Source organism: Microbacterium sp. MYb72, assembly GCF_002979415.1.
GTDB lineage: Bacteria > Actinomycetota > Actinomycetes > Actinomycetales > Microbacteriaceae > Microbacterium > Microbacterium natoriense.
The window spans coordinates 1-24434 of the sequence record NZ_PCOT01000044.1 but is presented as its reverse complement, the minus strand read 5'-3'; the positions used below and the strand labels follow the sequence as shown (position 1 = coordinate 24434).

At 69.8% G+C, this 24434-nt stretch carries 23 protein-coding genes and 1 riboswitch; of the genes, 9 read left to right on the top strand and 14 right to left on the bottom strand.

All coding sequences use genetic code 11. From position 1 onward, the window contains the following. Positions 1 to 77: 77 nt before the first annotated feature. Positions 78 to 809: an SGNH/GDSL hydrolase family protein gene (locus CQ047_RS17455; RefSeq protein ID WP_105677232.1), complete on the bottom strand. Its 732-nt coding sequence runs from the start codon at positions 807 to 809 to the stop codon at positions 78 to 80. A gap of 197 nt (positions 810 to 1006) precedes the next feature. On the opposite strand from CQ047_RS17455, the gene CQ047_RS17450 reads away from it, so the two are divergent. Next, entirely contained in the window at positions 1007 to 2143 is a 1137-nt protein-coding gene (locus tag CQ047_RS17450; RefSeq protein ID WP_105677230.1) for an MFS transporter, read from the top strand. A gap of 153 nt (positions 2144 to 2296) precedes the next feature. Here CQ047_RS17450 and corA read toward each other — a convergent pair whose 3' ends face one another. From corA to manD, 4 genes are all read right to left on the bottom strand, one after another. Continuing rightward, on the bottom strand, positions 2297 to 3298 hold the full coding sequence (gene corA, locus CQ047_RS17445) for a magnesium/cobalt transporter CorA (RefSeq protein WP_105677228.1): 1002 nt from the start codon (positions 3296 to 3298) through the stop codon (positions 2297 to 2299). 400 nt (positions 3299 to 3698) lie between these two features. After that, on the bottom strand, positions 3699 to 4472 hold the full coding sequence (locus CQ047_RS17440) for a hypothetical protein (RefSeq protein ID WP_105677226.1): 774 nt from the start codon (positions 4470 to 4472) through the stop codon (positions 3699 to 3701). Positions 4473 to 4599: 127 nt separating this feature from the next. Beyond that, a complete protein-coding gene (locus CQ047_RS17435) occupies positions 4600 to 4878 on the bottom strand; it encodes a hypothetical protein (RefSeq protein ID WP_105677225.1) in 279 nt (92 codons plus the stop codon). A gap of 110 nt (positions 4879 to 4988) precedes the next feature. After that, a complete protein-coding gene (manD, locus tag CQ047_RS17430) occupies positions 4989 to 6227 on the bottom strand; it encodes a D-mannonate dehydratase ManD (RefSeq protein ID WP_105677223.1) in 1239 nt (412 codons plus the stop codon). Between the two features lie 101 nt (positions 6228 to 6328). Here manD and CQ047_RS17425 point away from each other — a divergent pair, with 101 nt between their 5' ends. The 4 genes from CQ047_RS17425 (at position 6329) to gnd (ending at position 10482) form a co-directional block, all read left to right on the top strand. Next, entirely contained in the window at positions 6329 to 7033 is a 705-nt protein-coding gene (locus CQ047_RS17425; RefSeq protein WP_105677221.1) for a GntR family transcriptional regulator, read from the top strand. Positions 7034 to 7224: 191 nt separating this feature from the next. Beyond that, positions 7225 to 8574 (top strand): MFS transporter, encoded by a 1350-nt coding sequence (locus tag CQ047_RS17420; RefSeq protein ID WP_219844650.1) that lies wholly within the window; start codon positions 7225 to 7227, stop codon positions 8572 to 8574. 119 nt (positions 8575 to 8693) lie between these two features. Next, on the top strand, positions 8694 to 9287 hold the full coding sequence (locus CQ047_RS17415) for a TetR/AcrR family transcriptional regulator (protein WP_105677237.1): 594 nt from the start codon (positions 8694 to 8696) through the stop codon (positions 9285 to 9287). Between the two features lie 139 nt (positions 9288 to 9426). Continuing rightward, entirely contained in the window at positions 9427 to 10482 is a 1056-nt protein-coding gene (gnd, locus tag CQ047_RS17410) for a phosphogluconate dehydrogenase (NAD(+)-dependent, decarboxylating) (RefSeq protein ID WP_105677220.1), read from the top strand. A 132-nt stretch (positions 10483 to 10614) separates the two neighbouring features. Here gnd and CQ047_RS17405 read toward each other — a convergent pair whose 3' ends face one another. From CQ047_RS17405 to purL, 3 genes are all read right to left on the bottom strand, one after another. Continuing rightward, positions 10615 to 10965: a TraR/DksA C4-type zinc finger protein gene (locus tag CQ047_RS17405; protein WP_181155996.1), complete on the bottom strand. Its 351-nt coding sequence runs from the start codon at positions 10963 to 10965 to the stop codon at positions 10615 to 10617. 111 nt (positions 10966 to 11076) lie between these two features. Beyond that, entirely contained in the window at positions 11077 to 11211 is a 135-nt protein-coding gene (locus CQ047_RS19160) for a hypothetical protein (protein ID WP_258132733.1), read from the bottom strand. Then, positions 11208 to 13538, bottom strand: coding sequence for a phosphoribosylformylglycinamidine synthase subunit PurL (gene purL / locus CQ047_RS17400; RefSeq protein WP_105677218.1), 2331 nt, complete (start codon positions 13536 to 13538; stop codon positions 11208 to 11210). Before purL ends, CQ047_RS19160 begins: the two co-directional genes overlap by 4 nt. A 579-nt stretch (positions 13539 to 14117) precedes the next feature. Here purL and CQ047_RS17395 point away from each other — a divergent pair. Continuing rightward, a complete protein-coding gene (locus CQ047_RS17395) occupies positions 14118 to 17156 on the top strand; it encodes a carbohydrate binding domain-containing protein (protein WP_105677217.1) in 3039 nt (1012 codons plus the stop codon). Between the two features lie 198 nt (positions 17157 to 17354). On the opposite strand, the gene CQ047_RS17390 is transcribed toward CQ047_RS17395, so the two are convergent. Further along, positions 17355 to 18308, bottom strand: coding sequence for a YafY family protein (locus CQ047_RS17390; RefSeq protein WP_105677216.1), 954 nt, complete (start codon positions 18306 to 18308; stop codon positions 17355 to 17357). A gap of 98 nt (positions 18309 to 18406) precedes the next feature. Between CQ047_RS17390 and CQ047_RS17385 the strand changes: the two genes are divergently transcribed. Next, the gene (locus tag CQ047_RS17385; protein ID WP_105677214.1) at positions 18407 to 18856 is read left to right on the top strand and encodes a VOC family protein; all 450 of its coding nucleotides are present in this window, start codon (positions 18407 to 18409) and stop codon (positions 18854 to 18856) included. A 121-nt stretch (positions 18857 to 18977) separates the two neighbouring features. Here CQ047_RS17385 and CQ047_RS17380 read toward each other — a convergent pair whose 3' ends face one another. From CQ047_RS17380 to CQ047_RS17365, 4 genes are all read right to left on the bottom strand, one after another. Beyond that, positions 18978 to 20258: an MFS transporter gene (locus tag CQ047_RS17380; RefSeq protein ID WP_105677212.1), complete on the bottom strand. Its 1281-nt coding sequence runs from the start codon at positions 20256 to 20258 to the stop codon at positions 18978 to 18980. Further along, positions 20253 to 20359: riboswitch (TPP riboswitch) on the bottom strand. It overlaps the preceding gene by 6 nt. A 119-nt stretch (positions 20360 to 20478) precedes the next feature. Beyond that, on the bottom strand, positions 20479 to 21288 hold the full coding sequence (locus CQ047_RS17375; RefSeq protein WP_105677211.1) for a class I SAM-dependent methyltransferase: 810 nt from the start codon (positions 21286 to 21288) through the stop codon (positions 20479 to 20481). Between the two features lie 82 nt (positions 21289 to 21370). Beyond that, positions 21371 to 21745 carry a type II toxin-antitoxin system VapC family toxin gene (locus tag CQ047_RS17370; RefSeq protein WP_181155995.1) on the bottom strand — a complete coding sequence of 125 codons (375 nt, stop codon included), beginning with the start codon at positions 21743 to 21745 and terminating at the stop codon, positions 21371 to 21373. Then, positions 21742 to 21996, bottom strand: coding sequence for a type II toxin-antitoxin system Phd/YefM family antitoxin (locus tag CQ047_RS17365; protein WP_219844649.1), 255 nt, complete (start codon positions 21994 to 21996; stop codon positions 21742 to 21744). The genes CQ047_RS17370 and CQ047_RS17365 overlap by 4 nt, the downstream gene beginning before the upstream one ends. A 252-nt stretch (positions 21997 to 22248) precedes the next feature. Here CQ047_RS17365 and CQ047_RS17360 point away from each other — a divergent pair, with 252 nt between their 5' ends. Then, the gene (locus CQ047_RS17360) at positions 22249 to 22833 is read left to right on the top strand and encodes a hypothetical protein (RefSeq protein ID WP_146114389.1); all 585 of its coding nucleotides are present in this window, start codon (positions 22249 to 22251) and stop codon (positions 22831 to 22833) included. Between the two features lie 13 nt (positions 22834 to 22846). Here the strand turns inward: CQ047_RS17360 and CQ047_RS17355 are convergent, their stop codons facing one another. Then, positions 22847 to 23842, bottom strand: a complete 996-nt coding sequence (locus CQ047_RS17355) for an SDR family NAD(P)-dependent oxidoreductase (RefSeq protein WP_105677207.1) — start codon at positions 23840 to 23842, stop codon at positions 22847 to 22849. Between the two features lie 72 nt (positions 23843 to 23914). On the opposite strand from CQ047_RS17355, the gene CQ047_RS17350 reads away from it, so the two are divergent. Then, the coding region (locus tag CQ047_RS17350) for a TetR/AcrR family transcriptional regulator (protein WP_258132732.1) at positions 23915 to 24434 on the top strand (520 nt) is incomplete at its 3' end.

Sequence of the window (24434 nt, the reverse complement as noted above, 5' to 3'; positions counted from 1 at the left end):
TTCTCCGGAGTTCTGGACGGCGACGAGACGAGCCGGGCGGCGTGCAGCAGTGGCGGGCCCGGGCAGCGGTGCCGGGGCTACGGGTTGAGGCGCGCCATCGCGACTCGGGCGGCGAGCAGCGGCAGGGTGCGGTTGCGCAGCGGCTCGGGGCTGAAGCCGAGAGCGTTCGCGAGCTCGAGGGCGAGCGCCGCGTGCCCGGCCGAGTTGGGGTGGAACGGGTCGCCCATGAGCCCCCACGGCACCCCGCCGTTGCCGAGGGCGGTGAAGCGGGCGAGCTGGTCGACGAGGATCACGTCGTCGGCGGCGGCGACCGCACGGACCGCGTCGGCGAACTCGTCGAGCCTCTCCCGTCCGGGGGCGTTGGGCACGTCGATCGACGGCGGGGTCTGCAGCACGACGATCGCGCCCAGCTCCCTCGCGCGGGAGACGAACTCGTGCAGCGACGCGGCGAACGCGGCAGGATCGACGCCGACCCCGTCGTCGCCGATCGCCAGGTCGTTCGTGCCGATCATGAGGGTGAGCACGTCGGGCTTCCACGAGGAGATGCGTCGCTCCCAGTCGCCGAGGATGTCGGTGATGCGGTGACCGCTGATGGCCGAGTTGATCACGATGTCGCGGGTGCGCGAGAGCTCGCCGCGGATCAGCTCGTGCAGGTGCTCGGCGTAATTGCGCTCGCCCTGGGTGTGCACGAGTCCGTGCGTGATGGAGTCTCCGGTGATGACCCAGTTCAGCGGCGTCTCTGCGGCGAGAGCCTCGGTGAGTCGGCGGAGATCGGATGCTGCGGAGGCGGGGGATTCTGCGTTCGGCACGGCTCCGAGCCTAGCGCCGCACGGGCGGCCAGCACCGTCTGCGCGTTAGGGTGGAGCCGTGAGTCCCGAGTCAGACAGACCGTAGCCTGCGGGTGAGAGCGCACGTCGTGCGCTCCCCGCATCCTCTGTCGACCCTTTCTCGCTCGCCGTCCGCCGTCCTGTGCGGCGCGGATGGCTTCGTCCTGTCTGGATGCCTCATGCCGTTCCTCATCCCTGTCCTCGCCCTGGCGATCTTCGCCCAGGGCACCAGCGAGTTCATGCTCGCCGGACTCCTCCTCCCGCTCTCCGCCGACCTCGGCGTCGAACCTGCCACCGCCGGGCTGCTGACCTCGGCCTTCGCGGTCGGCATGGTCGTCGGCGCTCCACTGGTCGCCGTGTTCGGATCCCGCTGGCGGCCGCGTCTCACTCTCGTGCTGCTGCTGGCGGTGTTCATCGCCGCGCACGTCGTCGGTGCGGTGGCCTCGACGTTCTGGCTGCTCCTGCTCACCCGGGTGGTCGCGGCCCTGGCCAACGCCGGGTTCCTCGCGATCGCCCTCGCGACCGTGCGGGCGATCGTGCCGCCCGCGCTGACCACCCGAGCCGTCTCGACGCTGCTCGCGGGCACCACGCTCGCGACGATCGTCGGCGTGCCGGCCGGAGCGATGCTGGCCGCCGCATTCGGCTGGCGTTCGACGTTCTGGGGCGTGGTGCTGCTGTGCGTTCCCGCGGTCATCGCCCTTCTCAGGGATCGCACCCTGGAGTCGGTCGCGCCGGCCGCGCATCCCGGTGTGCGCTCCGAGCTCGAAGAGCTGCGCCGTCGACGCGTGGTGGTGCCGATCGTGCTCGCGGTGCTCGTCAATGCGGCGACCTTCGGGGTGTTCACCTTCCTGGGCGTCGTCGGCGCCGAGGCGGGGGTCGCCGAGCCGTGGATCCCTCTGCTGCTCGCGGTGTTCGGCGTCGGCGCGTTCCTCGGGGTCAGCGCCACCGCGCGGGCGGCCGCTCGCAGGGAGCGCACGTGGATCGTCGGGGGGACCGTCGCGGCGACCGCGGTGTGGATGCTGTTCGCTCTGAGCTCAGGGTCGGCGATCCTGGTGCACGTCGGCGCCTTCGCGGGAGGGTTTGCGTCGTTCGCCGTCGGCGCGGCCCTGATCTCACGGATCGTGCGCGAGGCGTCGGGGGCTCCCGTCCTCGGCGGGGCCTACGCGACGGTGGCGCTCAACCTCGGCGCGGTCGCGGGCCCCGCGCTCGCCGCGGCGGCGTACACGGCAGCCGGGGTGCACGGCATCCTGATCGCCGCCGCCGTGCTGACCGCGGTGGCTGCCGCCCTCACCCCTCTCCTGCGTCCCTCCCGCTGACGCGCCCCCGCCTGCCCTGCGCCTCGTGAGCACGCGAGTGCACGGCATCCTGCCGAGTGCACGGGCTTTTCACGCAGAGATCCCGTGCACTCGGCGAGTGCACGGGATCTCGACGCAGACGCAGCCTCAGAGCAGACCCGACCCGCGCGCGGGTCAGAGCCAGCGCTTGTACTTGAAGACTCCGTACAGGCCGATCGCGAACGCGGCCATGGCGCCGATGGCGAGGGGGTAGCCGAACTGCCAGTGCAGCTCGGGCATGGCGTCGAAGTTCATGCCGTACACGGTGCCGACGAGGGTCGGGGCGAAGATGATCGCCGCCCACGAGGAGATCTTCTTGATCTCGTCGTTCTGCGCGAGGCTCGCGTCGGACTGCCGCCGCGACACCAGCGCCGAGTGCACGGTCAGCGCGTTGTCGAGGATCGCGCGGAACGAGTCCACGCGCTCGTTCACGCGGATGACGTGGTCGAGAACGTCGCGCAGCGACCGCTGCAGCTCCTCGTCGATGCGGTACTTGTCGGACCCGCGGCGCAGCCACTCCAGCATCCCGGCCAGCGGATGCACCGCCCGCTGGAAGCCGATGACCTCGCGGGAGAGCTGGTAGATGCGGCGGGAGAGGGCGTCGTCGTCGCTGTCGCCGAACAGCTCGTCCTCGATCTCGTCGATGTCGTTCTCGAGCCCGGCGACGATCGGCTCGTACTCGTCGACGACCTCGTCGAGGATCGCGTAGAGCACCGCCTCCGGCCCCATCGAGAGCAGGTCGGGGTGCGCTTCCATGCGGCGGCGGACGGCGGCGAGGTTCGGCGACTCGGCGTGGCGGATCGTCACGACGAAGTCGGGGCCGATGAACAGGTGCAGCTCGCCGAACTCGATCGACTCCTGCTCGTCGCGGTAGCGGGCGGGCCGCAGCACCGCGAACAGCGTGTCGCCGTAGCGCTCGACCTTGGAGCGCTGGTGGCCGGACAGCGCGTCCTCGACGGCCAGCGGATGCAGGTCGAACTCGCGGGCGACCGAGTGCACCTCCTGCGCGCTCGGCCGGTACAGGCCGATCCACGCGATGCCTCCGTGGGCGTCGAGGATGCGGTAGGTCTCGTCCAGGTTCTTCGGGGTCTCGACGCGACGTCCGTGGACGTACACGCCGTTGTCGATGAGCGCCATGGTGCGGCTCCGTTCTTGCAGGCGCACGCCGGCTCAGGGAGCGGGTGCGCAGAATCCATCGGGTGCGGATGACGCCGCCGACGGCTGCGGAAGATCAGGCCTGCGAGACGCGGAGCGGATGCTCAACGCGCGGGCGAGTGCGACGCAGCGAAGGCGGCGTCGTGACTATCACCGGACATCGCCATCACCGCCTTTCGAGCACTCGGGGGTCTTGTGACCCAACGGGACAGCATACTCCCCCAACCTGGATTCAGGCTCCGGATGCTGAGCGTCGAGGACGTCACCGCGTTTCGTCTCGGTCGCGGCGCTCCCTCGCTCAACGACCGGACCCCTCCACCCCCGCGGGTCCTCGAGTGAGCGGAGCGAGTCGAACGTGGTGAGGTCTGCGGCACTCCGGTCGTCAGGCGTCGTCGCGCCGGATCGGCAGAGGTTCGGGCTCGGGCGCAGGCGCCGCGGCATCCGGGGCGGAGGGCAGCGCCCTGGCGACCTGCTTCTCCAGCACTTCGACCGCGTCGTCGGAGAGCAGGATGAGGCCGTCGAGCTCGTCGCGCACCCGCTTGTAGGCGACGTTGCGCTCGGCCTGGGTGGCCGACTCGTCGACGGCGACCTTGAGCAGCTGCTGCGCGCGTTCCAGACGCTTGCGCTCCGGTTCGGTGAAGGTGGAGTCGCGCAGGCGCCTGGCATCCTTCTCGGCCACCTCGAAGGCGACGGCGTACGCGCCGACCGCGTCGAGGTACTCCGACACCTGCTTCTCCGACACGTTCGCGTCGGCCGAGTCGGGGCGCAGGGCGTCGGCCGTCCTCTTCGCGCGGAGGAACGCGGCGACGAGCGGCTGGCGCCCGTCGCTCATGGCGGGGAACGCGATGAGCTTCGCGACGTCGAGCTCGTAGTCGAGCCAGCGGGCGGTGATCTCGTCGTGCTCGGAGAACAGCCGCTCGAGAAGGTGATTCGGAGCGACGGATGCCGTGGTGTCGACGATCGTCGGGCCCTTGCGCTTCGCCTGCTGGGTGAGTGAGCGGGCTTCGATCTCGGCGGTCTTGAGCTGGGCCTTCATCTTCATGGTCTCGAGGCGGCGCTCATGACGGCGGCGTGCCGCCCACTCCCAGCGCTTGGCAACCGCCCCCGCGACACCCATCAGCGGGAAGATGAGCCACCAGTAACCCCACCACTCCATAGTGTGCCCAGCCTACTTCCCGTGCGGACGGAGGAGGAGCACGGATTGTGAGGCCGGGGCTATCGCGCGGTGCGGCGCCCGTCGCGCCGGTCGCGGCGAAAGGCCCCTGCCGCGGCGTGAACGAGATTCAGCCGCCGCCGCCTGCGCGCCCGATCTCTTCGGCGAGCTCCTGCTCCGTTCCGTAGAACGAACCCCCGATGTAGTCGGATGCATGCACGACGCCGCCCAGCTGATTCGTGTACATGAAGGCGCCGCTGCCGCTGATGCCCAGATAGGACCAGGCGAACACCGTGTCGTATCTGATCCCGCTCTCGTCTTCCACCGCCTGCGCTGCGACGGGGCCGCCGAGCGTGATCCCCATCGTGATCGCCGCGGCGATCGCTGTTGTCCGCGCCCACCTCTTCATCGCTCTCCCTTTCGGCGCCGCTCCGTGCGGCTTCGGGAAGGAGCCTAGGAGTGTCGTTCCGGCCGGACAACGGATCGTCGCGGAAATCGGTAATTCTACGGAGGCGCCTCTCACCAGTCGTGGACGGTCCCGTCGGCCAGGCGGTTGTAGGGCAGGTACGCGCGCTCGTACGGGTACTTGCCCGCCTCGTCGACGTCGAGCTCGATGCCGAGCCCTGGCCGGTCGCCGGGGTGCAGCAGGCCGTCACGCCACGTGAACGACTGCTGGAACACCTCGTTGGTGCGGCTGCCGTGCTGCATGTACTCCTGGATGCCGAAGTTGTGGATCGACAGCCCCAGGTGCATCGCCGCGGCCATGCCGACCGGGGAGATGTCGGTCGGCCCGTGCATGCCCGACTTGATCTGGTACATCGCCGCGTAGTCGAGCGTCTTCTTCAGCGGGCTGATGCCGCCCATGTGGGTGACCGCTCCGCGGACGTAGTCGATGAGCTGGTCGCGGATGATGTCCTTGAAGTCCCAGACCGTGTTGAAGATCTCGCCGATCGCGAGCGGCGTGGTGGTGTGCTGGCGCACGAGCCGCAGCGCCTCCTGGTTCTCAGCGGGGGTGCAGTCCTCGAGCCAGAACAGGTTGTAGGGTTCGAGCGACTTGCCGAGCTTCGCGGCCTGGATCGGCGTCATCCGGTGGTGGCCGTCGTGCAGCAGGGGGATGTCGGGGCCGAACTCGTTGCGCACGGCCTCGAACACTCCGGGCAGGTGGTGCAGGTACGCGCGGGTGTCCCAGTCCTCTTCGACCGGCTTCGCGCCGCGGCGTGCGGGCTCGTGGTCGTAGCGGGCCTCGCCGCCTCCGGCATCCGCCGCCTGGGAGGCGATGCCGTAGATCGCCTTGAGCCCGGGGACGCCGGTCTGGATGCGGATGGCGCGGTACCCCTGCTCGAGGTGAGAGCGCACGGAGTCGAACAGCTCGGGGAGCTCCTTGCCGGAGGCGTGGCCGTAGGCGAGGAGTCCGGTGCGGCTGGCTCCGCCGAGGAGCTGGTAGACGGGCATCCCCGCCTTCTTGCCCTTGATGTCCCACAAGGCCATGTCGACCGCGGCGATCGCGGCCATCGTGACGGGGCCGCGACGCCAGTAGGCGCTGCGGTAGAGGAACTGCCAGGTGTCTTCGATGCGGTCCTCGTCGGCGCCGATCAGCAGCGGCACGACGTGCTCGGCGAGGTAGGCGACCACGGCGAGCTCGCGGCCGTTCAGCGTCGCGTCGCCGAGTCCGGAGACCCCGTCGGCCGTCGTGATCTTGAGGGTGACGAAGTTGCGGTCGGGGCTGGTGACGATCACCTCGGCCTTGTCGATGGACATCGTTGCTCCTCGGGCTCGGTGCGGCGGCATCGCGCGCACATCTTGTATGGCACTCTCATGAAATCACTGCCATACAAGTTTCGTCAAGCTATCGTGACGGTATGCCCGAGTCCGAGCCGAGTGCGCGTCCCTCCGCCCGCGCCCTCGCCTACGGCCGGATCCGCGACGACATCATCGCCGGACGCAGCGCCCCCGGCGCCCTGCTCTCCGAGAACGAGCTCGCCGCCGCGCTCGGCATCAGCCGCCAGCCCGTGCGCGAGGCCCTGCTGCTCATCGCGCAGGAGGGGCTCGTCGAGGTGCGCCCGCAGAGCGGCACCTACGTCACGCGCATCGACCCCGACCGCGTGCGCGAGGCGCAGTTCATCCGCGAGGCCATCGAGCTCGCCTCTCTCGCGGCGTGCGCGACGCCGTCGGACGACGAGGAGCGGATGCTGCGCGACATCATCGCGCGGCAGCGGGCGGCGTCCGACCGCGACGCGTTCTACCCGCTCGACGAGGAGTTCCACCGCGCGCTGCTCGGACTCGCCGGTCACGCCAACGCCTGGGCCGCGGTCAGTGCAGCCAAGGGGCACCTCGACCGCGCGCGGTACGTCGGCATGAGCGCCACGCGCACCGTGCAGGACTACGTCGACGACCACGAGCGGGTCGTCGAGGCGCTCGCCGCGGGCGATGCGGATGCCGCGGCCGATGCGCTGCGCGAGCACCTCCGCTTCGTCTTCGCCGATCTCGATGCGGTACGGACGCAGCATCCGGAGCTGTTCGACGCTGCGCAGCCCGCACGCACAGGGCGGCCGTCGCGGCGCTGAACCCGCGCGCTCTGCGGGTCGTCGCGCCTATCCCGGCGGTCGGCAGAGGGAGTGCATCGACCGGATCGACACACTTCGCGATGCCTCTTGTGCTAGAAACCTTAGCCGTCTAGGTTTTCATCGACAAGGGCGTCACCCGACTCGCGCTCGGTGATGAGCGACGGGGCGCCCTCCAGCCAAAGGAGGCAGCTATGAGTTCAGTCAGCGGTGCGGCCGCGGGCAATCCGTCCGGGATGACGTCTGCGAGTCGCACGCTCGGCTCGGGCGGACATCACTGGTTCGCGGAGCCGACTGAGCCGGCCAAGAAGAGCTACGTGACGTGGCTGATCATCGCGCAGTTCGTCTTCTTCATCGCGCTGCTCGGCCCCGCGATCGTCGGCGTCGGCCTGAAGATCACCTCCCTGCAGGCCGCTGGTGCGATCGCCGAGGGGGCCGCCGCGGCGAACTCGGCCTCGGCCATCCTCGGCGGCGTCGGCGCCTTCTTCGCCGCCATCGCCAACGTGACGTTCGGGCGCATCTCCGACCGCACCACGAGCAAGTGGGGGCGTCGCCGGATCTGGATCGTGCTCGGCGCCGTCATCATGACGATCGGCTTCGTGTTCATGGCGCTCGGCGACAGCCTCGCCATCGCGACGGTCGGGTGGGCCATCGCCCAGCTCGGTGCGAACATGACGCTCGCGCCCTTCGTCGCGACGATCGCCGACCAGGTGCCCAAGTTCCAGCGCGGATCGATCACCGCCGGTCTCGGCATCGCCCAGAACCTCGGCATCGTCGGCGGCGTGTACGTCGCGGGCTGGTTCTCCTTCAGCCTGTTCATCGTCTTCGTCATCCCGGCGATCCTGTCGATCATCGCGCTGCTGATCTTCGTCATCGTGCTCCCCGACAAGCAGCTCCCCGTGAAGCCGACGCGCATCACGTTCCGCGAGATCCTCGGGACGATCTGGGTCAGCCCGGCGAAGCACCCCGACTTCGCGCTGGCCTGGTGGTCGCGCTTCCTGATCACGTTCGCCGCGTTCGGATTCACCACCTTCCGCTTCTTCTACATGCAGTACCACCTGTCGGTGCCCGTCGAGGAGGTCGGCCTCCTCATCGCCAACACGACCCTCGTCTACACCGGAGCGCTCGTCGTCACGGCGTGGATCGCGGGCAAGGTCTCCGACAGGATCGGCAGGCGCAAGGTCTTCGTCTGGACGTCGACGGCGCTGTTCGCGGTCGGCACGCTCGCCCTGATCTTCATCCAGGACGTCCCCTCGTACTACGTGCTCGAACTGTTCCTCGGCGCCGCGTACGGCATCTACGTGGGCGTCGACCTCGCGCTCGTCGTCGACGTGCTGCCGAACCCGGATGACGCGGGCAAGGACCTCGGCGTCCTGAACCTCGCCAACGCGCTGCCGCAGACGGCCGCCCCGCTCGTCGGCGGTCTCGTCATGGCGGCGTTCGGAGGAGCGGCAGGGTCGGACTACTCCGTCTGGTTCACCATCTGCGCCATCGCGGCCCTCATCGGCGCGCTGGTCATCTTCCCGATCAAGTCGGTGAGATGACCGCGTGACACAGACCGGGCGGCCGGATCCTCGGGGGATTCCGGCCGCCCCACCACCGCGCGGTGCACGGAGGAGGGCTCTTCGCCTGCCGGATTCGTCCGTCTCCTAGACTTATGGCGATGAATCGTCGGGGTCAGTACGCGAAGGGCGCTGCCAAGCGGGAGGAGATCCTCGCGGTGGCGCTCGACGTGGTGGCCGAATTCGGATGCCGCAACGCCTCGAACCGCGAGATCGCCAGCCGCGTCGGGCTCACCCAACCCGGACTCATGCACTACTTCGGCTCGCGTGAAGAGCTGTACCTGGCCGTGCTCCGCGCCCGTGACGAGCGCGACACCGCGGCGCACTGGGTCGACAAGCGCAACTTCCAGGGCTTCCTCGACGTGATCGACCACAACACGCGGGTGCCGGGTCTCGTGCAGCTCTACGTCGAGTTCTCGGCGGAGGCGAGCATCGGCAAGCACCCGGCCCACGAGTACTTCGTCGAGCGCTACGCGTGGGTGCGCGAGCTGTCGGCGCAGTCGGTGCGCGCGGCGCAGGAGAGCGGGGAGTTCGGGCCGAACGCCGACCCCGAGCTGATCGCCGACATCATCGTCGCGGCCGCCGACGGACTGCAGCAGCAGTGGCTGCTCGACCGATCCATCGACATGGTCGCGCGGCTCCGCGCCGTGTGGAACGGCTTCGCCGCACAGTCCCGCCTCGACCCCGTCGCCTGACGCTCGTTCGCCGAGCCCTCCGGAGCTCGAGGTGAGCATCGGCGGGTCGGCGCCCCTCGCGTTTGAGGGATTCAGGCGCGCGTGTCAGGATGAGCGCATCCGGCTCCGCAGAGAGCCGTCCGTGGTGTGAGGAGCGAACATGCAGCTGGCGATGGTGGGACTCGGACGGATGGGCGCGAACATCGTGCGGCGCCTCATGCGGGCGGGGCACGAGTGCGTGGTCTACGACGTGAACCCGCAGGCGGTCGCCACGCTCGTGGCCGAGGGGGCGACGGGCGCCGACAGCTATGCGGACCTCGCCGCGAAGCTGCACACGCCGCGCGTCGTCTGGCTCATGGTGCCGGCATCCCTCACCGGCCAGGTCGTCGACGAGGTGGCCGCCGTGCTCGACCGCGGCGACATCATCATCGACGGCGGCAACTCCAACTACCGCGACGACGTGCGTCGGGCCGCGGCTCTCCGCGAGCGCGGGATCGAGTTCGTCGACATCGGCACCAGCGGCGGCGTCTTCGGCCTCGACCGCGGATACTGCCTGATGGTCGGCGGATCGGATGCCGCCGTGCAGCACATCGAGCCGATCCTGCGCACGATCGCCCCTGGAGTGGGCGAGATCGAGCGCACCCCGGGGCGCAGCGGAGACCTCGCCCCCGAGGAGCAGGGCTTCCTGCACTGCGGTCCGTCCGGCGCTGGTCACTTCGTGAAGATGGTGCACAACGGCATCGAGTACGGCATCATGGCCGCGATCGCCGAGGGGCTCAACCTGCTGGAGAACGCGGATGCCGGCATCCGCGAAGCCGAGCACTCCGCCGAGGTCGCTCCGCTCGAGGAGCCCGAGTACTACCAGTTCCCCATCGACACCGCGAAGGTCGCCGAACTCTGGCGACGCGGATCCGTGGTGTCGTCGTGGCTGCTCGACCTCACCGCAGCCGCGCTGCATGAGAACCCTCGACTCGACGGCCTCGCCGGACGCGTGTCGGACTCCGGCGAGGGCCGATGGACCGTGAAGGCCGCGGTCGACGTCGGCGTGCCGGTGCCGGTGCTCGCGGCATCCCTCTTCGAGCGCTTCGCCTCCCGTGACGAGGACCGCTTCGCCAACCAGGTGCTGTCGGCGATGCGCCTGCAGTTCGGCGGGCACCAGGAGCGCCCCGCCGGAGACGTGCTCGAAGCGGGCGGGCGCAACGTCGACGCGAACTGAGCGCACGCCCGCGCGCGTGCGCACGTCCTCGCGTGTGAGCGACTTCCCGCCCCGTGAGGGGTCGAGATGTGCGGGATCGCGACGGTCGGATGCCGCGTTCTCTGACCCCTCGGCGCGCTCAGCGCGTGCGCGTCAGCGTCCGAGCTTCTCTGCGCAGGCCACGCAGTGCGTCGCGAACGGGCGCACCTCGAGGCGTGCCGCAGGGATCCGCTGACCGCACACGGCGCACACGCCGTAGTCGCCCGTGTCGAGCCGGGCGAGTGCCTCGTCGACCTGACGGAGTTCGGATGCCGCGGCATCCGCCAGCCCTGTCAGTCGCGACCATTCCGATGACAGCGTCACGCCCTCGGGGTCGTGCTCGTCGTCGTCGTTCGAGCCCTCGCGGTCGTGCATGAGCTCGCCGAGGGTCGCCGCCGTCGCCGCGACGCGGGCCACGGCCGCAGCGTGGAGCTCTTCGAGGCGCACGCGAGGTCCAGTGCTCATCCCGACACTCTAGGCCGGGGGGCCGACGGTCGCGGTCGCGTTCCGGTCGCAGAAGATCCCGCTATCAGTCGCGGATGGCGGGATCTTTCGCGACGGGAGCGGCGGGCCGGCTCAGCCGAAGAGCAGCGTCAGGACCGTCGCGCCGCCGCCGCCGAGGATCAGCGCGATGATGACCGTCCAGGCCACGATGCGGACGCGCCGGTTGCGGCGGACGTCGAGGTCGCCGTAGTCGCTGTCGTCGGTCATGCGACCGGCTCCGCGACGGTCGGGCCGAAGGCCGCCGGAAGGGTGGCCTGCGAGCGCTCGCGCAGCTCGGCGGCCGAGACGGTGAAGACGCCCTGCACCTCGAGCTGAGGCTCGCTGTCGGTCACGCCGATACGCGCGACCGGGTAGCCGCGACCCTCGCACAGCCCGCGGAACTTCACGTCGTCCTCACGGGGGACGGTCACGAGCACGCGACCGGTCGACTCCGAGAAGAGGGCGGATGCCGCGTCCACGCCGTCGCGCTCGATGATCTCGTTCAACCAGACGCGCGCGCCGACGCCGAAGCGCATGACGCCCTCGGCGAGGGCCTGAGCCAGACCGCCCTCGGAGACGTCGTGCGCCGAGGAGATCAGCCACTCGTCGCGCGCGGCGGCGAGGAGACCGGCCAGGCGCTTCTCGCCGGCGAGGTCGACCTTCGGGGGCAGGCCGCCGAGGTGCTGGTGCACCACATCGGCCCACGCCGAGCCGGAGAGCTCGGTCGAGGTCGTGCCGAGCAGGTAGATGTTCTGACCCTCGTCCTGCCATCCGGAGGGGATGCGGCGGGAGACGTCGTCGATGATGCCGAGCACGCCCACGAGCGGGGTCGGGTGGATCGGCACGTCGCCGGTCTGGTTGTAGAACGACACGTTGCCGCCGGTCACCGGGGTGCCCAGCTCGTAGCATCCGTCGGCGAGACCGTCGACGGTCTGGCCGAACTGCCACATGACCTCGGGGTTCTCGGGGGAGCCGAAGTTCAGGCAGTCCGTGATCGCGGTGGGCACGGCGCCGGTGACGGCGACGTTGCGGTACGCCTCGGCGAGGGCCAGCTGCGCGCCCGCGTACGGGTCGAGCTGGCAGTAGCGGCCGTTCGCGTCGGTCGAGATCGCGAAGCCCAGGCCCGACTCCTCGTCGACGCGGATCATGCCGGCGTCGTCGGGGAACGCGAGGGCCGTGTTGCCGAGCACGTAGTAGTCGTACTGGTTCGTGATCCAGCGGGTGTCGGCGAGGTTGGGGCTCGCGACGAGATCGAGGAACTGCTCGCGCAGCACCTCGGCGTCGTTCGAGCGGGGCAGATTCTCGGCGGCATCCGCCTGGAGCGCGTCGATCCATGTCGGGTACGCGACCGGACGGTCGTAGACGGGGCCGTCGACCGCGACGGTCGAGGGGTCGACGTCGACGATGCGCTCGCCCTGCCAGTCGATGATGAGGCGGCCGTCTCCGGTGACCTCGCCGAGCACCGAGGTCTCGACGTCCCACTTCTTCACGACCGCGAGGAACGCGTCGAGCTTCTCGGGGGCGACGATCGCCATCATGCGCTCCTGCGACTCCGACATGAGGATCTCCTCAGCGGTCAGCGTGGGGTCGCGCAGCAGCACGTTGTCGAGCGACACCTTCATGCCGCTGTTGCCGTTGGCCGCGAGCTCGCTCGTGGCGCAGGAGATGCCGGCGGCTCCGAGGTCTTGAATCGCCTCGACGAGCTCGTCGCGGTAGAGCTCGAGGCAGCATTCGATGAGCACCTTCTCGGCGAACGGGTCGCCGACCTGCACCGCGGGGCGCTTGGTCGGGCCGGTTGAGTCGAAGGAGTCGGAGGCCAGGATGCTGGCGCCGCCGATGCCGTCGCCACCCGTGCGGGCGCCGAACAGCACGACCTTGTTGCCGACGCCGGTCGCGTTGGCGAGCTTGAGGTCTTCGTGGCGCAGGACGCCGACCGCGAGCGCGTTGACGAGCGGGTTGGCCTGGTAGACGGAGTCGAAGACCGTCTCGCCGCCGATGTTCGGCAGGCCGAGGCAGTTGCCGTAGAAGCTGATGCCGCTGGTGACGCCGTGCACGACGCGGGCGGTGTCGGGGTGGTCGATCGCGCCGAAGCGCAGGGCGTCCATGACCGCGACGGGGCGTGCGCCCATCGAGATGATGTCGCGGACGATGCCGCCGACGCCGGTCGCCGCACCCTGGAAGGGCTCGATGAACGAGGGGTGGTTGTGCGACTCGGCCTTGAAGGTGACGGCCCAGCCCTCGCCGACGTCGATGACGCCCGCGTTCTGGCCCATGCCCACCATGAGGCGTTCCTTCATCTCGTCGGAGACCTTCTGGCCGAAGCGGCGCAGGTAGTTCTTCGACGACTTGTAGGAGCAGTGCTCCGACCACATCACCGAGTACATCGCCAGCTCGCCCGAGGTGGGGCGGCGGCCCAGGATCTCCTTGATGCGCGCGTACTCGTCGTCCTTGAGTCCGAGGGCCGCGTAGGGCTGCTCCTTCTCGGGAGTCGCGATCGCGTTCTCGACGGAGTCGGGAACGTGCGTGTGGGCGGTGGCTTCGGGGGCGTTGGTCACGCGCACTCCTCAGGAAGGGGGCCGGCGGGCGATCCCATTCTACCGGGCGTGCGAGCCCCCTTCCCTCGCGGGGTCAGCACCCTGAGGGGTCGCGAAGCGCAGCATCGCGGGGCGCGCATCCGACGTTCTCCGACCCCTCGCGCCGCGGAGGGGTGAGGGAAGGTCACGAGAACGTCACAGGATTCTCATCGAGGGTTGCCAGAACTCTCTGTTACCGGTAACTTTCGAAGCGTCCCCAGACGCACGTCCCCGCACCGTGCGATGCGCGCACGATGGCCGTGCGCTCGGATCTCGAGGAGGAGAACGCCAGGGAGACTCGCCTTGGGCCGCGCATCAGCGGCCAGTGCGGGATCGAGCTCTCAGAACCGACGCAGGACCGGCCTTCCGCAGCGACCCCCAAGACGCTGCGTCGGCCGGCGACATCCCCGCTTCGCCCGAGGCCGATCGCAGGCTCCGTCCATCGACGAGAGCCGCTGCTTTCGTGCGCCCTCGAGCGATCGACAGCAAGGAGTGAGACACGTGAGACCAGAAGACAGATCGCGCCGGAGACGGCGACCGGGCGCTCGCGCCGCGGCGGTGATGGGCGTGACCGCGCTCATCGCCTCGTCCGTGACCGCGGTGGGCCTCGGCGGCGCCGCCTACGCGGCACCGACCAGCATCATCCAGAACGGGACGTTCGAGAGCGGGATCTCCGGATGGAGCGCCCCGCTCGGCGGCACCCTCTCGCAGAGCACCGACGCCAAGTCCGGCACGAAGTCGCTCGCTATCAGCGGACGCACCTCGTTCCAGTCGGGGCCGACGGCCACCGTCACCGGGCTGCTGTCGACCGACGCGTCCTACGACCTGAACCTCTCGCTGAAGTTCGACACCGGGCGGGCGACGCAGAACTTCAACATCGTGCTCTGCACGTCGTCGCGCAGCCGTTGCGACGTCGTCGCGTCGACCACGGCGACCGCGGGGCAGTGGGCGAGCGTGCAGAAGACGTTCACCCCGCTGACCTCGGACTACGACATCCTCTTCGTCGAGACGCCCTGGAACACCGACATCCAGTCGTTCGTGATCGACGACGTCTCCCTGACCACCGACGACGGCGGCCCCGCCGTCGTCGAGCCGCCCGCCGTGCCCGGCAACCTTCTGCCGGACGGCCGATTCGTCTCCGGATTCACGGGATGGACGAACACCCGCGGCGGCACGCTCGCCCTCAGCGACGACGCCGCGAGCGGCGCCCACTCCCTGCAGGTGACGGGGCGCGAGAACACCCAGTCCGGTCCGTTCGCGAGCGTCGCGGACAAGATCGAGCTCGGCGCCTCCTACCGGCTCACCGGCAAGCTCAAGTACGACGAGGGCAACGCCACCCAGCAGTTCAACTTCACGTTCTGCCCCACGAACTTCAACGGATGCGCCGACTACGGTCACACGTTCACGAAGGGCGAGTGGGGGTCGTTCTCGCAGGAGTTCACGGCCGAGGCGAAGCACGTCGCCGCGGGCTGGCTCTTCGTCGAGACCCCGTGGGGATCGAGTGCGCTGCAGGACTTCAAGGTCGACGAGCTGTCGCTCGTGAAGATCGCCGACGCCCCTGAGGGGCCGGAGTTCACCAGCCTCGAGAAGGTGCAGACCAAGCCGGTCGGCGACCACAACCCGCTCGTCGGCCACAAGTTCGGCGCCGACCCGCACCACCTCATCTACAACGGCCGTCTCTACATCTACTCGACCGACGACACGCAGCAGTACGAGCTGAACAGCAAGGACGCCAACGGGCTTCCGACGCAGTCGAACGGGTACGGCGGCATCACCCGCCTCAACGTCATGTCGACCAGCGACATGGTCAACTGGGTCGACCACGGCAGCATCCCGATCGCCCGTGAGGGCGGAGCGGCTCCGTGGTCGAGGAACTCCTGGGCTCCCGCCGCGATCGAGAAGGACGGCAAGGTCTACCTCTACTTCTGCGACAGCGGAACCGGCACCGCGGTGGTCGTGGGCGGCTCGCCGCTCGGCCCGTGGAACGACCCGCTGGGCAAGAAGATCATCCCCGACACCGTGTCTCGCGACTACATCGCCGGCGGCGGATTCCCCGCGGGCATGTGGCTCTTCGACCCCGAGGTGTTCATCGACGACGACGGCCAGGGCTACCTGTACTTCGGCGGCAACTCCCAGATCGGCACCGCGCCGAACGTGCAGGGACCGCAGAACCCGAAGTCGACCCGCGTGGTCAAGCTGAAGGACGACATGGTCACCCTCGACGGCGACCCGGTCGAGATCGACGGCCCCGGCATGTTCGAGGCCTCGAGCATGTTCAAGCGCGGCGACACGTACTACTACTCCTACTCGTCGAACTTCCAGGTCAACGAGGTGCCGGGGCAGTACCCGTCGCGCGGCGGCATCGCGTACATGATGACCGACGACCCGATGAAGCTCGGCTCGTCGGAGTACGCGGGGGTGGCGTTCCAGAACCAGGGCACGTTCTTCGGAGCGGGCAACGGCGGCAACAACCACTCCGACATGTTCACCTACAAGGGCGAGACGTACTTCACCTATCACGCGCAGACGCGCGGTGCGGCGTGGGCGGCGGCGCTCGGAACCCCCGGGTCTACTCAGGGCTACCGCTCGGTGCACATCGACAAGCTGGAGTTCAACGCCGACGGGACGATCAAGCCGATCGTCGGCACGCGCGCCGGTGTCGCGCAGGTCGAGAGCTTCGACCCGTACCGCACGTTCGAGGCGGAGACGCTGGCCTGGCAGCTCGGCATCAGCACGGCCAAGACGGATGCCGCATCCGTCGAGTTCCCCGAGCACAACGGCGGGGGCAACATGGTGCTGTCGGGTGTCGATGACGGCGACTTCGCCGGTGTCTCCGGCGTCGACTTCGGCTCCGGCGCGAAGACGGTGTCGGCGCGCGTGAAGCCGCTCGTCGAGGGCGGCAGCATCCAGGTGCGTCTCGACGATGTCGACGGACAGGTCGTCGCGGAGATCCCGGTCGACGGAACCGTCGGCGAGTGGACCACCGTCCAGGCTGACGTGACCGGAGCCGCCGGAGAGCACGACGTGTTCTTCGTCTTCGCGGCTCCCGAGGGCGCCGACGCCGACGCCGACCTGTTCGAGGTCGACAACTGGGCGTTCACGCCGGTCGACGACGGCCCCGGCGCCGAGCTCGTCGCCCAGCTGTCGCGCACCGAGGTCGCCGCGGGCGGATCGGTGACGCTCACGGCATCCGGGGTTCCGTCAGAGGCGGTCGAGATCGGGATCGAGAGCACGTACCGTGCGCTCGCGAACGTCGAGATCTCCGAGGGCGCGCTCGACGTCGCCCTGGTGATCCCCGCCGACATCGAGCCCGGTGCGCATCACATCGTGATCCGCGACGGTGAGACCGAGCTCGCGAGGCTCGCGCTCACGGTCACGGCGGCCGGGACCGGTACGGCCGGAGCCGGCGGCGGCGCCGGCGGCTTGGGCACGGCGGCGGGAACGGGCAGCGGAACCGGAGGCGCGCTGGCGAACACCGGTGGCGACGCCGGTGCGGCGGCGAACGCGGCCCTGCTCGGTGCGCTGCTGATGGCGCTCGGAGCGGGCGCGTGGATGACGCACCGTCGTCGCCGCGCGCTCGGCGCCACCGAGAGCGAGTGACCGCAGCATCCTGATCGCAGCATCCTGATCGCATCGCCCCGTCCGCATCCCGCGGGCGGGGCGATGCTCGTTCCTCGGTCGTGAGGGGTCGTGAAGCGCTGCATCCGCGCCCCGTGACGCGGCACTTCGTGGCCCCTCAGCGTGGGCGTGGGCGTGGGCGTGGCGGTGGGCGCGCGCGTGGGGCGTGGGCGTGGCGCGCTAGCGCGGGGATGCCGCGGCGGCGAGGCGAGCGGTGAGAGTCTGCGCGGCGGCGCGCAGCTCCTCGGGGCCCACGACGGCGAACGAGGCGTCGAACCTCATCACCGACGCGAGCACGCCGACCCAGGACCACGACCCGACGGTGACCTGGCACGACCCCTCGCCGAGGGGGTCGACCGTGCCGTCGGAGCCGACCCACACCGCGACCTCGCGTGCCGGCAGCTCGATCACGACCTCCCCGACGCAGGGCCAGCGGTCCTCGGCATCCGATCCCTTGGCGCGTGCGGCAAGATAGGTGCGCGCATCCCCCGCGGGAAGCGGTCGCGGGGTGAATGACGGGCCGGTCGGGATGCGCGGCCGCATCCGATCGAGGCGGAAGATGCGCCAGTCGTCGGCATCCAGATCCCACGCGAGCAGGTACCAGCGGTTCTCCCGCGCGACGATCTCGTGCGGCTCGGTGCGCCGCGCCGGCCGGTCGTCATCGGCGCCGTAGTCGAAGCGCAGCACCTTCCGGTCATGAACGGCCGCGCTCGTCGCCTCCAGCACGGCGACATCGACCCTGGTCTCGTTCCCGGTGCCGGAGAAGCGGATGCCGTCGACCCGGTGCCGCAGCCGGGAGGGCATCACCTGACGGACCGTGGCGAGGGCGCGCGCGGCCCCTTCATCGATGTCGATGCCGCTCGACGGGGCGTTCTGCAGAGCGACGGCGATCGCCACGGCCTGGTCGTCGTCGAACAGCAGCGGCGGCAGCTCCGAACCCGCAGCCAGGCGGTAGCCCCCGTCTGGGCCCTTGATCGCGGAGATGCGGTAGCCGAGCTCGCGCAGCCGCTCGACGTCGCGCCGCACGGTGCGCGGGCTCACGTCGAGGCGGTCGGCGAGCACGCTCCCCGGCCAGTCGCGCGGCGTCTGCAGCAGCGACAGCAGGGCGAGCATGCGGGAGGAGCTGCCGGTCATTCCCCCATTCTCTTCCGAGTAGAGGACAGAAACCGACCTCTTCTGCGGGAATCGTGGTCGTAGACGGCACTCGGCCGTCGCCGATCCGAGGGGACACCATGACCATCACCACCACCACGCACCTCAACTTCCGCGGCACTGCGCGCCAGGCGCTGGAGTTCTACCGCTCCGTGTTCGGCGGCGAGATCGCGCTCGCCACCTACGGGGAGTTCGGGATGCCGGCCGATGCCCCAGGCGCGGACCGCCTCGTGTTCGGAGAGCTGGACGGCGGCGGCATCCGCCTCATGGCCTACGACATCCCCGGCCTCGACGACGCCTCCGCGACCGCGGGCGAGACACGGAGGGAAAACGGCCTGACCATCACCGATCGCCCGTTCTTCCAGTCGCTGAGGGCCACGTCGCTCGACGAGCTCACCGGATACTGGGACGCCCTCGCCGTGGGCGCCGAGGTGGCCGAGCCGCTCGCGGCATCCGCGTGGTCCGCCGGGTTCGGCATGCTCACCGACCGCTTCGGCGTCACGTGGGTGCTCGACGTGCGCGCTTCCTGAGCGCGCTCGCTCCGCGCCCCGAACGGCGGCTCGCAGCTCGCGTCCCGAGTGGCCGTGAGGAGTCAGAGGTCGCGGCATCCGACCGTCCGGATCCGACGTTCTCTGACTCCTCACGCGTCGCTCACTTGAGAGCCGCGGTCCGATCCGGCTCGGGGCCGAGGACCGCACCGATCACGAGGAGAGCGGATGCCGCGGCGAGCACGGCCATGACCGCCGCGACCGGGCCGAGTGCGCTCTGCAGCCAGGGCAGCCAGAAGGGGAAGAGCGCCGGCACGACGAGGGACAGCGAGTACCCGACCCCGTAGCCGCTCGACCGCACGGCGGAGGGGAAGCGCTCGGCGAGGTACGCGCCCACCGGACCGTAGGCCGAGACCGTGACGATCTGCACGACGGTCACCGCGAGCACGGCGGCGGCGCCCTGCGAGGTCAGCGCCCACGCGAAGGCGAGGGGTGCGGCGACGAGCGCCCCCGCCCCGAAGACCACGAAGAAGCGTCTCCGTCCGATCCGCTGCGAGAGCGCGCCGGCGGAGAGCATCGCGGCTGCCGAGACGAGCGTCGCGATCAGCATGATGAACGGGACGGTCGTCGGTCCGACCTGCGGCGCCTCGCGCAGCATCCCGGTGAGCACGGGGATCGCCATCTGGGTGAACAGCCAGAGCCCGGTCATCAGCACGAACACCTGCCACAGCTGGCGGCGGAACGGACCGATGAGGATGGCGGTGAGCGGACGTGTGCGGCGGGCGCCGGTCGTCGAGATCGGGGCGTCGTCGACGCCGGCGACGTAGTACCAGAGCATCGCCGCGGCGAGCAGCGCGCCGGCGATGAACGGCATCCGCCACCCCCAGCCGGCGTAGGCGTCGGGTCCGAGCACTTGGACGAGGATCAGCGTGAGCCCGGCGATGAACGCGTTGGCGAGAGGTGACATGGCCATGATGCCGCCGCTGAGCAGACCGCGCCGGCGCGGGGCGGTCCACTCCATGGCGAGGGGGATGGCCGCGGAGTACTCGCCGCCGAGGAAGACGCCGCCGACGAAGCGCAGGGCCACGAAGGCCCACAGGGTCGCCGCGCCGCCGACGTCGTGGGTGGGGATCAGCGCGATCAGCAGCGTCGTGATCGCGATGCCGGCGATCGCCGCCGTGGTGGTTCTCGTTCGTCCGTGGCGGTCGGCGAGGCTCCCGAAGATCGCGGCGCCGAGCGGGCGCCCGAGCAGGGTGGCGACGAAGATCAGGCCCGTCTGGGCGGCGGCCGCATCGGGACCCAGCACGATCGCGGCGGCGGGGGCGAGGGCGATGACCGGCAGGAAGATGTCGACCTGGTCGACGAAGTTGCCGAGCAGTCCGCCGCGGACGGCGTTGCGTGCTCGAGAGAGGGAGACGGTGGGCTCGGCGATGAGACGCGACATATGGCTCGACTTCCTACGGCGGCATGACCCGCATCAGGTATGACGGTCGGCGCGGCGTCAGCGCCCTCTCAGCCCCTGCCGGGACTCCCATGGTTGAGGGAAGTCTAGGGGAGGCGCAGCCGCCCCCCGGTCGTTGAGCGAGCGCAGCGAGACGACACGTTCGCCCGTTCGCCCGTTCGCCCGTTCGACTGTCGCCCGTTCGTCTGTCGCCTGTCGCGCGTCAGCCCGAGGCCGTGACGACGTGCGCCTGGATCCGCCCCCGCACCTCTCCGTCGCCGAACCGGGCGGCGATCGCAGCGGCTGCCCGCACCGTCGCCTCGGCGAGGGCCGACGGGTCCCGAGCCTCGATCTCGCCGCGCAGGGGTGTGCCCTGGCAGTACGCGGTCGCCGCGACGAGGGCCGACGGCGCGACGCTCTGCGCGGTCACGGTGTCGATCGTGACGGTGGTGAAGCCGGCATCCCGCACCTCCCGCTCGATCAGGGCGACGTCGTGATAGCCGTGCGGGGTGCGGGCCATGAAGCGCGGAGGATCGGCGGGGAACATCGCCGCGAGCGCCTGCCCCACCTCGTCGGCGAAGTCGTTCCTCTCGATCGCGTCCCAGACGGCGAACACGAAGCTCCCTCCGGGTTCGAGCACCCGCCGCGCCTCGCGGTAGGCGCGGATGCGGTCGGGGAAGAACATCGCCCCGAACTGGCACAGCACCAGGTCGAAGGCGCCGTCGTCGAAGGGCAGGTCCTGCGCGTCGGCGGTCTGCCAGCGCAGCCGCGGATCGGGCAGGACGGATGCCGCGTAGTCCAGCATCGGCGCGCTGAGATCGGTCGCGACATACGCCGACCCTGCGGGCAGCAGCGGCAGCAGGAACCGGGGGACGACGCCTGTTCCGGCCGCGGTCTCCAGCACCCGTCGCGGCTCCAGCGCCGCCGCCCGGCGCGCGACATCGGCCGCATAGGGCTCGAAGATCAGCGGCACCATGTAGCGGTCGTAGTTCTCGGGGATGGACCCGGAGAAGATGCTGTCGGGAACGGGCATCAGTGCACCTCCGAGGCGAGGGTACGCCTGAGTGAGGGAGCGCGGTAGGGGCCTGTGGAGGCGACCGGTTCTGCCTGTGGGGTCAGAGCACCGCTGCGAGTCCGTGATGTTCGGCGCGTGCACGCAGCTCGAGATCGAAGGTGAGGATGCCGTCGACAGCGGTGCCGAGTCGCAGCGCTGTCGCGAGGTGGAGAGCGTCGAGTGTGCGCAGTCCGCTCCGCAGGGCGATGGCTGCGTCGGCGATGTCGTCGTCGAGCGACACGAGAGCGACGCGGTCGATGACCTGCTGCACGTCGTGGCCGGCGATCAGCCGCCGGTCGACGATCGCGGCCAGCTCGACGGCCAGGAGGCGCGAGGACACGAACTCGGCTCCGCGCTCGAAGAGTTCGGCGACGGCCTCGCTCTCGGCTTCGTCGATCAGCAGTTTCGCCGCGGCGGAGGTGTCGAGATAGATCACAGCCGATCCGCCCGCAGATCGTCGATGATCTCCGCACTCGTCTGATCGAGCTTCACCCTCTGTATGTCCAACGCTCCGGATCGGGACGGGAGTCGTACGTGTCCCGCGGCGATCAGGTCGTCCCAGACGCTGGCCTGCGGAGGGGACAGCTGTGCGATCGGTCGCCCGCGATCGGTGATCGTCAGCGTCTCTCCCGCGGCGACACGCGCCAGGACCTTCGCGGTCTGCTGGTTGAGCTCGGTTCTCGTCACGGTTGCCACTCTGGGAGTCTACGGGCGAAGTAGTAGAAATAGTAGGTCTGTTGCCTTGGCGGGAATGGAAGCCGCATGCAGGCACGGTAACTCGTCCGTCAGGCAACAGGCGTGCGTCGAGGAGGCGGTTGTCGGAATCTGTGGAGAAGCCCTGAGGAGGTCGATCGGTGCAGGGTGAGTGGGTGGTTCCAGGGGAACAACCGGCAGAACTCGGGGCTGCGACGGAGAGACTCGCTGCCTAGTCTCAAATGCGTGGGGGAATTCGCAGGTTTGGAAATAGGCAGTTGGGCAGAACTCCTTTCGGGAGTGGCTTCTGTGGCGGCAGCGTTCGTGAGCATCTTCGCTTTGCGCACAGCTTTGGCGGCGAACGCCACGGCGGAGCGCACGCGTAGCGAGGCCAAGGTCTTCGCCGACGAGACGCGGGAGCGAGAGCGTTCGCGGCAGCATGCCGATGTGGCTCGTCAGTTGCAAGCGTGGTGGGTGAAATGGAACGAAGGCGCCGGCGACGCGTACGGAGTCTTCGTGACGAACGCGGGTGAGGGGGCGACCGTCTTCCGCGACATTCGAATCGAGACGCGGGGGAACTCGATCGCGAAAGGCGAGAAGGGTTTCATCACCTTCACCTCGCTGCCGCCCGGTTCTTACGTACTGGTCAGCAACGCATACGGATCCGACCATGCGTGGGGAGAGCCCCAGGCGGTGCGCGCAGACGTCACCTACGAGCCGCTGCTCAAAGCGCAGAAGTACGCCGTGACGTGCATCTCCTTCGAGGACCCGACCAAGCAGGCATGGTGCTGGACACCTGAGCGGGGTCTGGAGTCTGCCGTCAAGGCATAGCTGCCACTGGGGCCTACTGCACCGACCATCCCCCGTCGCTCGCGAGCACGGCGCCGTTGATGTTCACGGCATCGTCGCTGAGCAGGAACGTGATCGACGCCGCCAGGTGCTCGGCGGTCGCGACGGTGGGGATCGCCTGCTGGAACGGTGCGAGGCGACCCGAACCGTACTCCGACATGTTCGGGGGCATCGGGATGCCGGTGGCCACGCCGCCCGGGGCGACGGAGTTCACGCGGATGCCCTTCGGCCCGTACATGAACGCCGCGGACTTCGTCACGCCGATGATGCCGTGCTTGCTGGCCGTGTAGGCGTTGCCTGAGGCGTTGCCGCGTAGGCCGGCTTCGCTCGAGACGTTGAGGATCGAACCGCTGCCGGCCGCCTCCATGATCGGGAGCACCGCGCGCATGAGCTTGAACGGGGCGGTGAGGTTGATCGCGATGACGCGGTCCCAGACGGCATCCGTCGTCTCGCCTGCGGGGGAGAAGTCGTCGTTGATGCCGGCGACGTTCGCGAGGCCGTCGATGCGGTCGCCCGCGGCGGCGATGACGGCGTCGATCGCGCTCTGCTGGGTGAGGTCACCAGCGACGGTGACGACGCCCGGGAACTCGGCCTTCAGCGCGTCGAGCTTCTCGGCGGAGATGTCGGCGGCGATCACGCGTCCGCCTTCGCGGGCGACGCGGGATGCCGTGGCCCTGCCGATTCCGGATGCCGCGCCCGTGACGATCACGGTCTTGCCGGCGAAGCGTCCGGTGGTGGGCGTCTCGGACCAGCCGTCAGCGCCGGTGTCTTCGGGGATCTCGCCGCCGTTGGCCGCGCGGACGAGGTCGTCGACGACCGACTGCGGGAGTGCGCCCTGGCTCATCGCGACGAGCTGCTGCAGCGGGAGCCCGAGCACGGGGGTGAGGAGCGCGGGGTCGGCGCCGGTCTTCTCGAAGAGTCCGCGGATGAGCGGTCCGCCGACCTCGTCGTTCAGCCAGTCGCCGATGGTGGAGTGCGCGGTGAGGGCCATGCTGGTGCTCCTTCTTGTTTCGCAACGGTGCGTCTCGTTATGGATCAGTGTACGCCTGAGTAGCCTGTGATCGTGCCCAGACCTCGAAGTGAATCCGCCCGGCAGGCCGTGCTGGAGGCCATGCGCGCCGCTCTGTCCTCCTCGGGCTACGAGGCCGTGACGATCGAGGGCCTCGCCGAGGTCGCCGGGGTCTCGAAGCAGACGATCTACCGGTGGTGGCCGTCGAAGGCGGCGATCCTCGGGGAGGCGCTGCTCGAGGGGGAGCTGCCGGGGGCGGATGTCGCTGTGCCGATGACGTCGGATCTCGGGGCGGATCTGCGGGCGTGGTTCTCGGCGATGTCTGCGGGGCTGTCGGATGCGGATGGCGTCGCTGTGGCGCGGGCGCTGATCGCGGTGACGGCGTCGGACCCGGCGCTGGGGCTGGAACTGAACGAGAAGCTGGCTGCGCCGATTCGCGAGTGGATGACGTCACGCCTGTCGCTCGCGGTTGCCGCGGGGGATGTGCGCGCGGATGTGGATGCTGCCGCGGTTGCGAAACAAGAAGGAGCACCAGCATGGCCCTCACCGCGCACTCCACCATCGGCGACTGGCT

Coding starts and splice junctions, on each gene's coding strand:
- CQ047_RS17450 (WP_105677230.1), top strand. CDS start 1,007: ATGCCGTTCCTCATCCCTGTCCTCGCCCTGGCGATCTTCGCCCAGGGC.
- corA (WP_105677228.1), bottom strand. CDS start 3,298: ATGGCGCTCATCGACAACGGCGTGTACGTCCACGGACGTCGCGTCGAG.
- CQ047_RS17440 (WP_105677226.1), bottom strand. CDS start 4,472: ATGGAGTGGTGGGGTTACTGGTGGCTCATCTTCCCGCTGATGGGTGTC.
- CQ047_RS17435 (WP_105677225.1), bottom strand. CDS start 4,878: ATGAAGAGGTGGGCGCGGACAACAGCGATCGCCGCGGCGATCACGATG.
- manD (WP_105677223.1), bottom strand. CDS start 6,227: ATGTCCATCGACAAGGCCGAGGTGATCGTCACCAGCCCCGACCGCAAC.
- CQ047_RS17425 (WP_105677221.1), top strand. CDS start 6,329: ATGCCCGAGTCCGAGCCGAGTGCGCGTCCCTCCGCCCGCGCCCTCGCC.
- CQ047_RS17420 (WP_219844650.1), top strand. CDS start 7,225: ATGAGTTCAGTCAGCGGTGCGGCCGCGGGCAATCCGTCCGGGATGACG.
- CQ047_RS17415 (WP_105677237.1), top strand. CDS start 8,694: ATGAATCGTCGGGGTCAGTACGCGAAGGGCGCTGCCAAGCGGGAGGAG.
- gnd (WP_105677220.1), top strand. CDS start 9,427: ATGCAGCTGGCGATGGTGGGACTCGGACGGATGGGCGCGAACATCGTG.
- CQ047_RS17405 (WP_181155996.1), bottom strand. CDS start 10,965: ATGAGCACTGGACCTCGCGTGCGCCTCGAAGAGCTCCACGCTGCGGCC.
- CQ047_RS19160 (WP_258132733.1), bottom strand. CDS start 11,211: ATGACCGACGACAGCGACTACGGCGACCTCGACGTCCGCCGCAACCGG.
- CQ047_RS17395 (WP_105677217.1), top strand. CDS start 14,118: ATGGGCGTGACCGCGCTCATCGCCTCGTCCGTGACCGCGGTGGGCCTC.
- CQ047_RS17390 (WP_105677216.1), bottom strand. CDS start 18,308: ATGACCGGCAGCTCCTCCCGCATGCTCGCCCTGCTGTCGCTGCTGCAG.
- CQ047_RS17385 (WP_105677214.1), top strand. CDS start 18,407: ATGACCATCACCACCACCACGCACCTCAACTTCCGCGGCACTGCGCGC.
- CQ047_RS17380 (WP_105677212.1), bottom strand. CDS start 20,258: ATGTCGCGTCTCATCGCCGAGCCCACCGTCTCCCTCTCTCGAGCACGC.
- CQ047_RS17375 (WP_105677211.1), bottom strand. CDS start 21,288: ATGCCCGTTCCCGACAGCATCTTCTCCGGGTCCATCCCCGAGAACTAC.
- CQ047_RS17355 (WP_105677207.1), bottom strand. CDS start 23,842: ATGGCCCTCACCGCGCACTCCACCATCGGCGACTGGCTGAACGACGAG.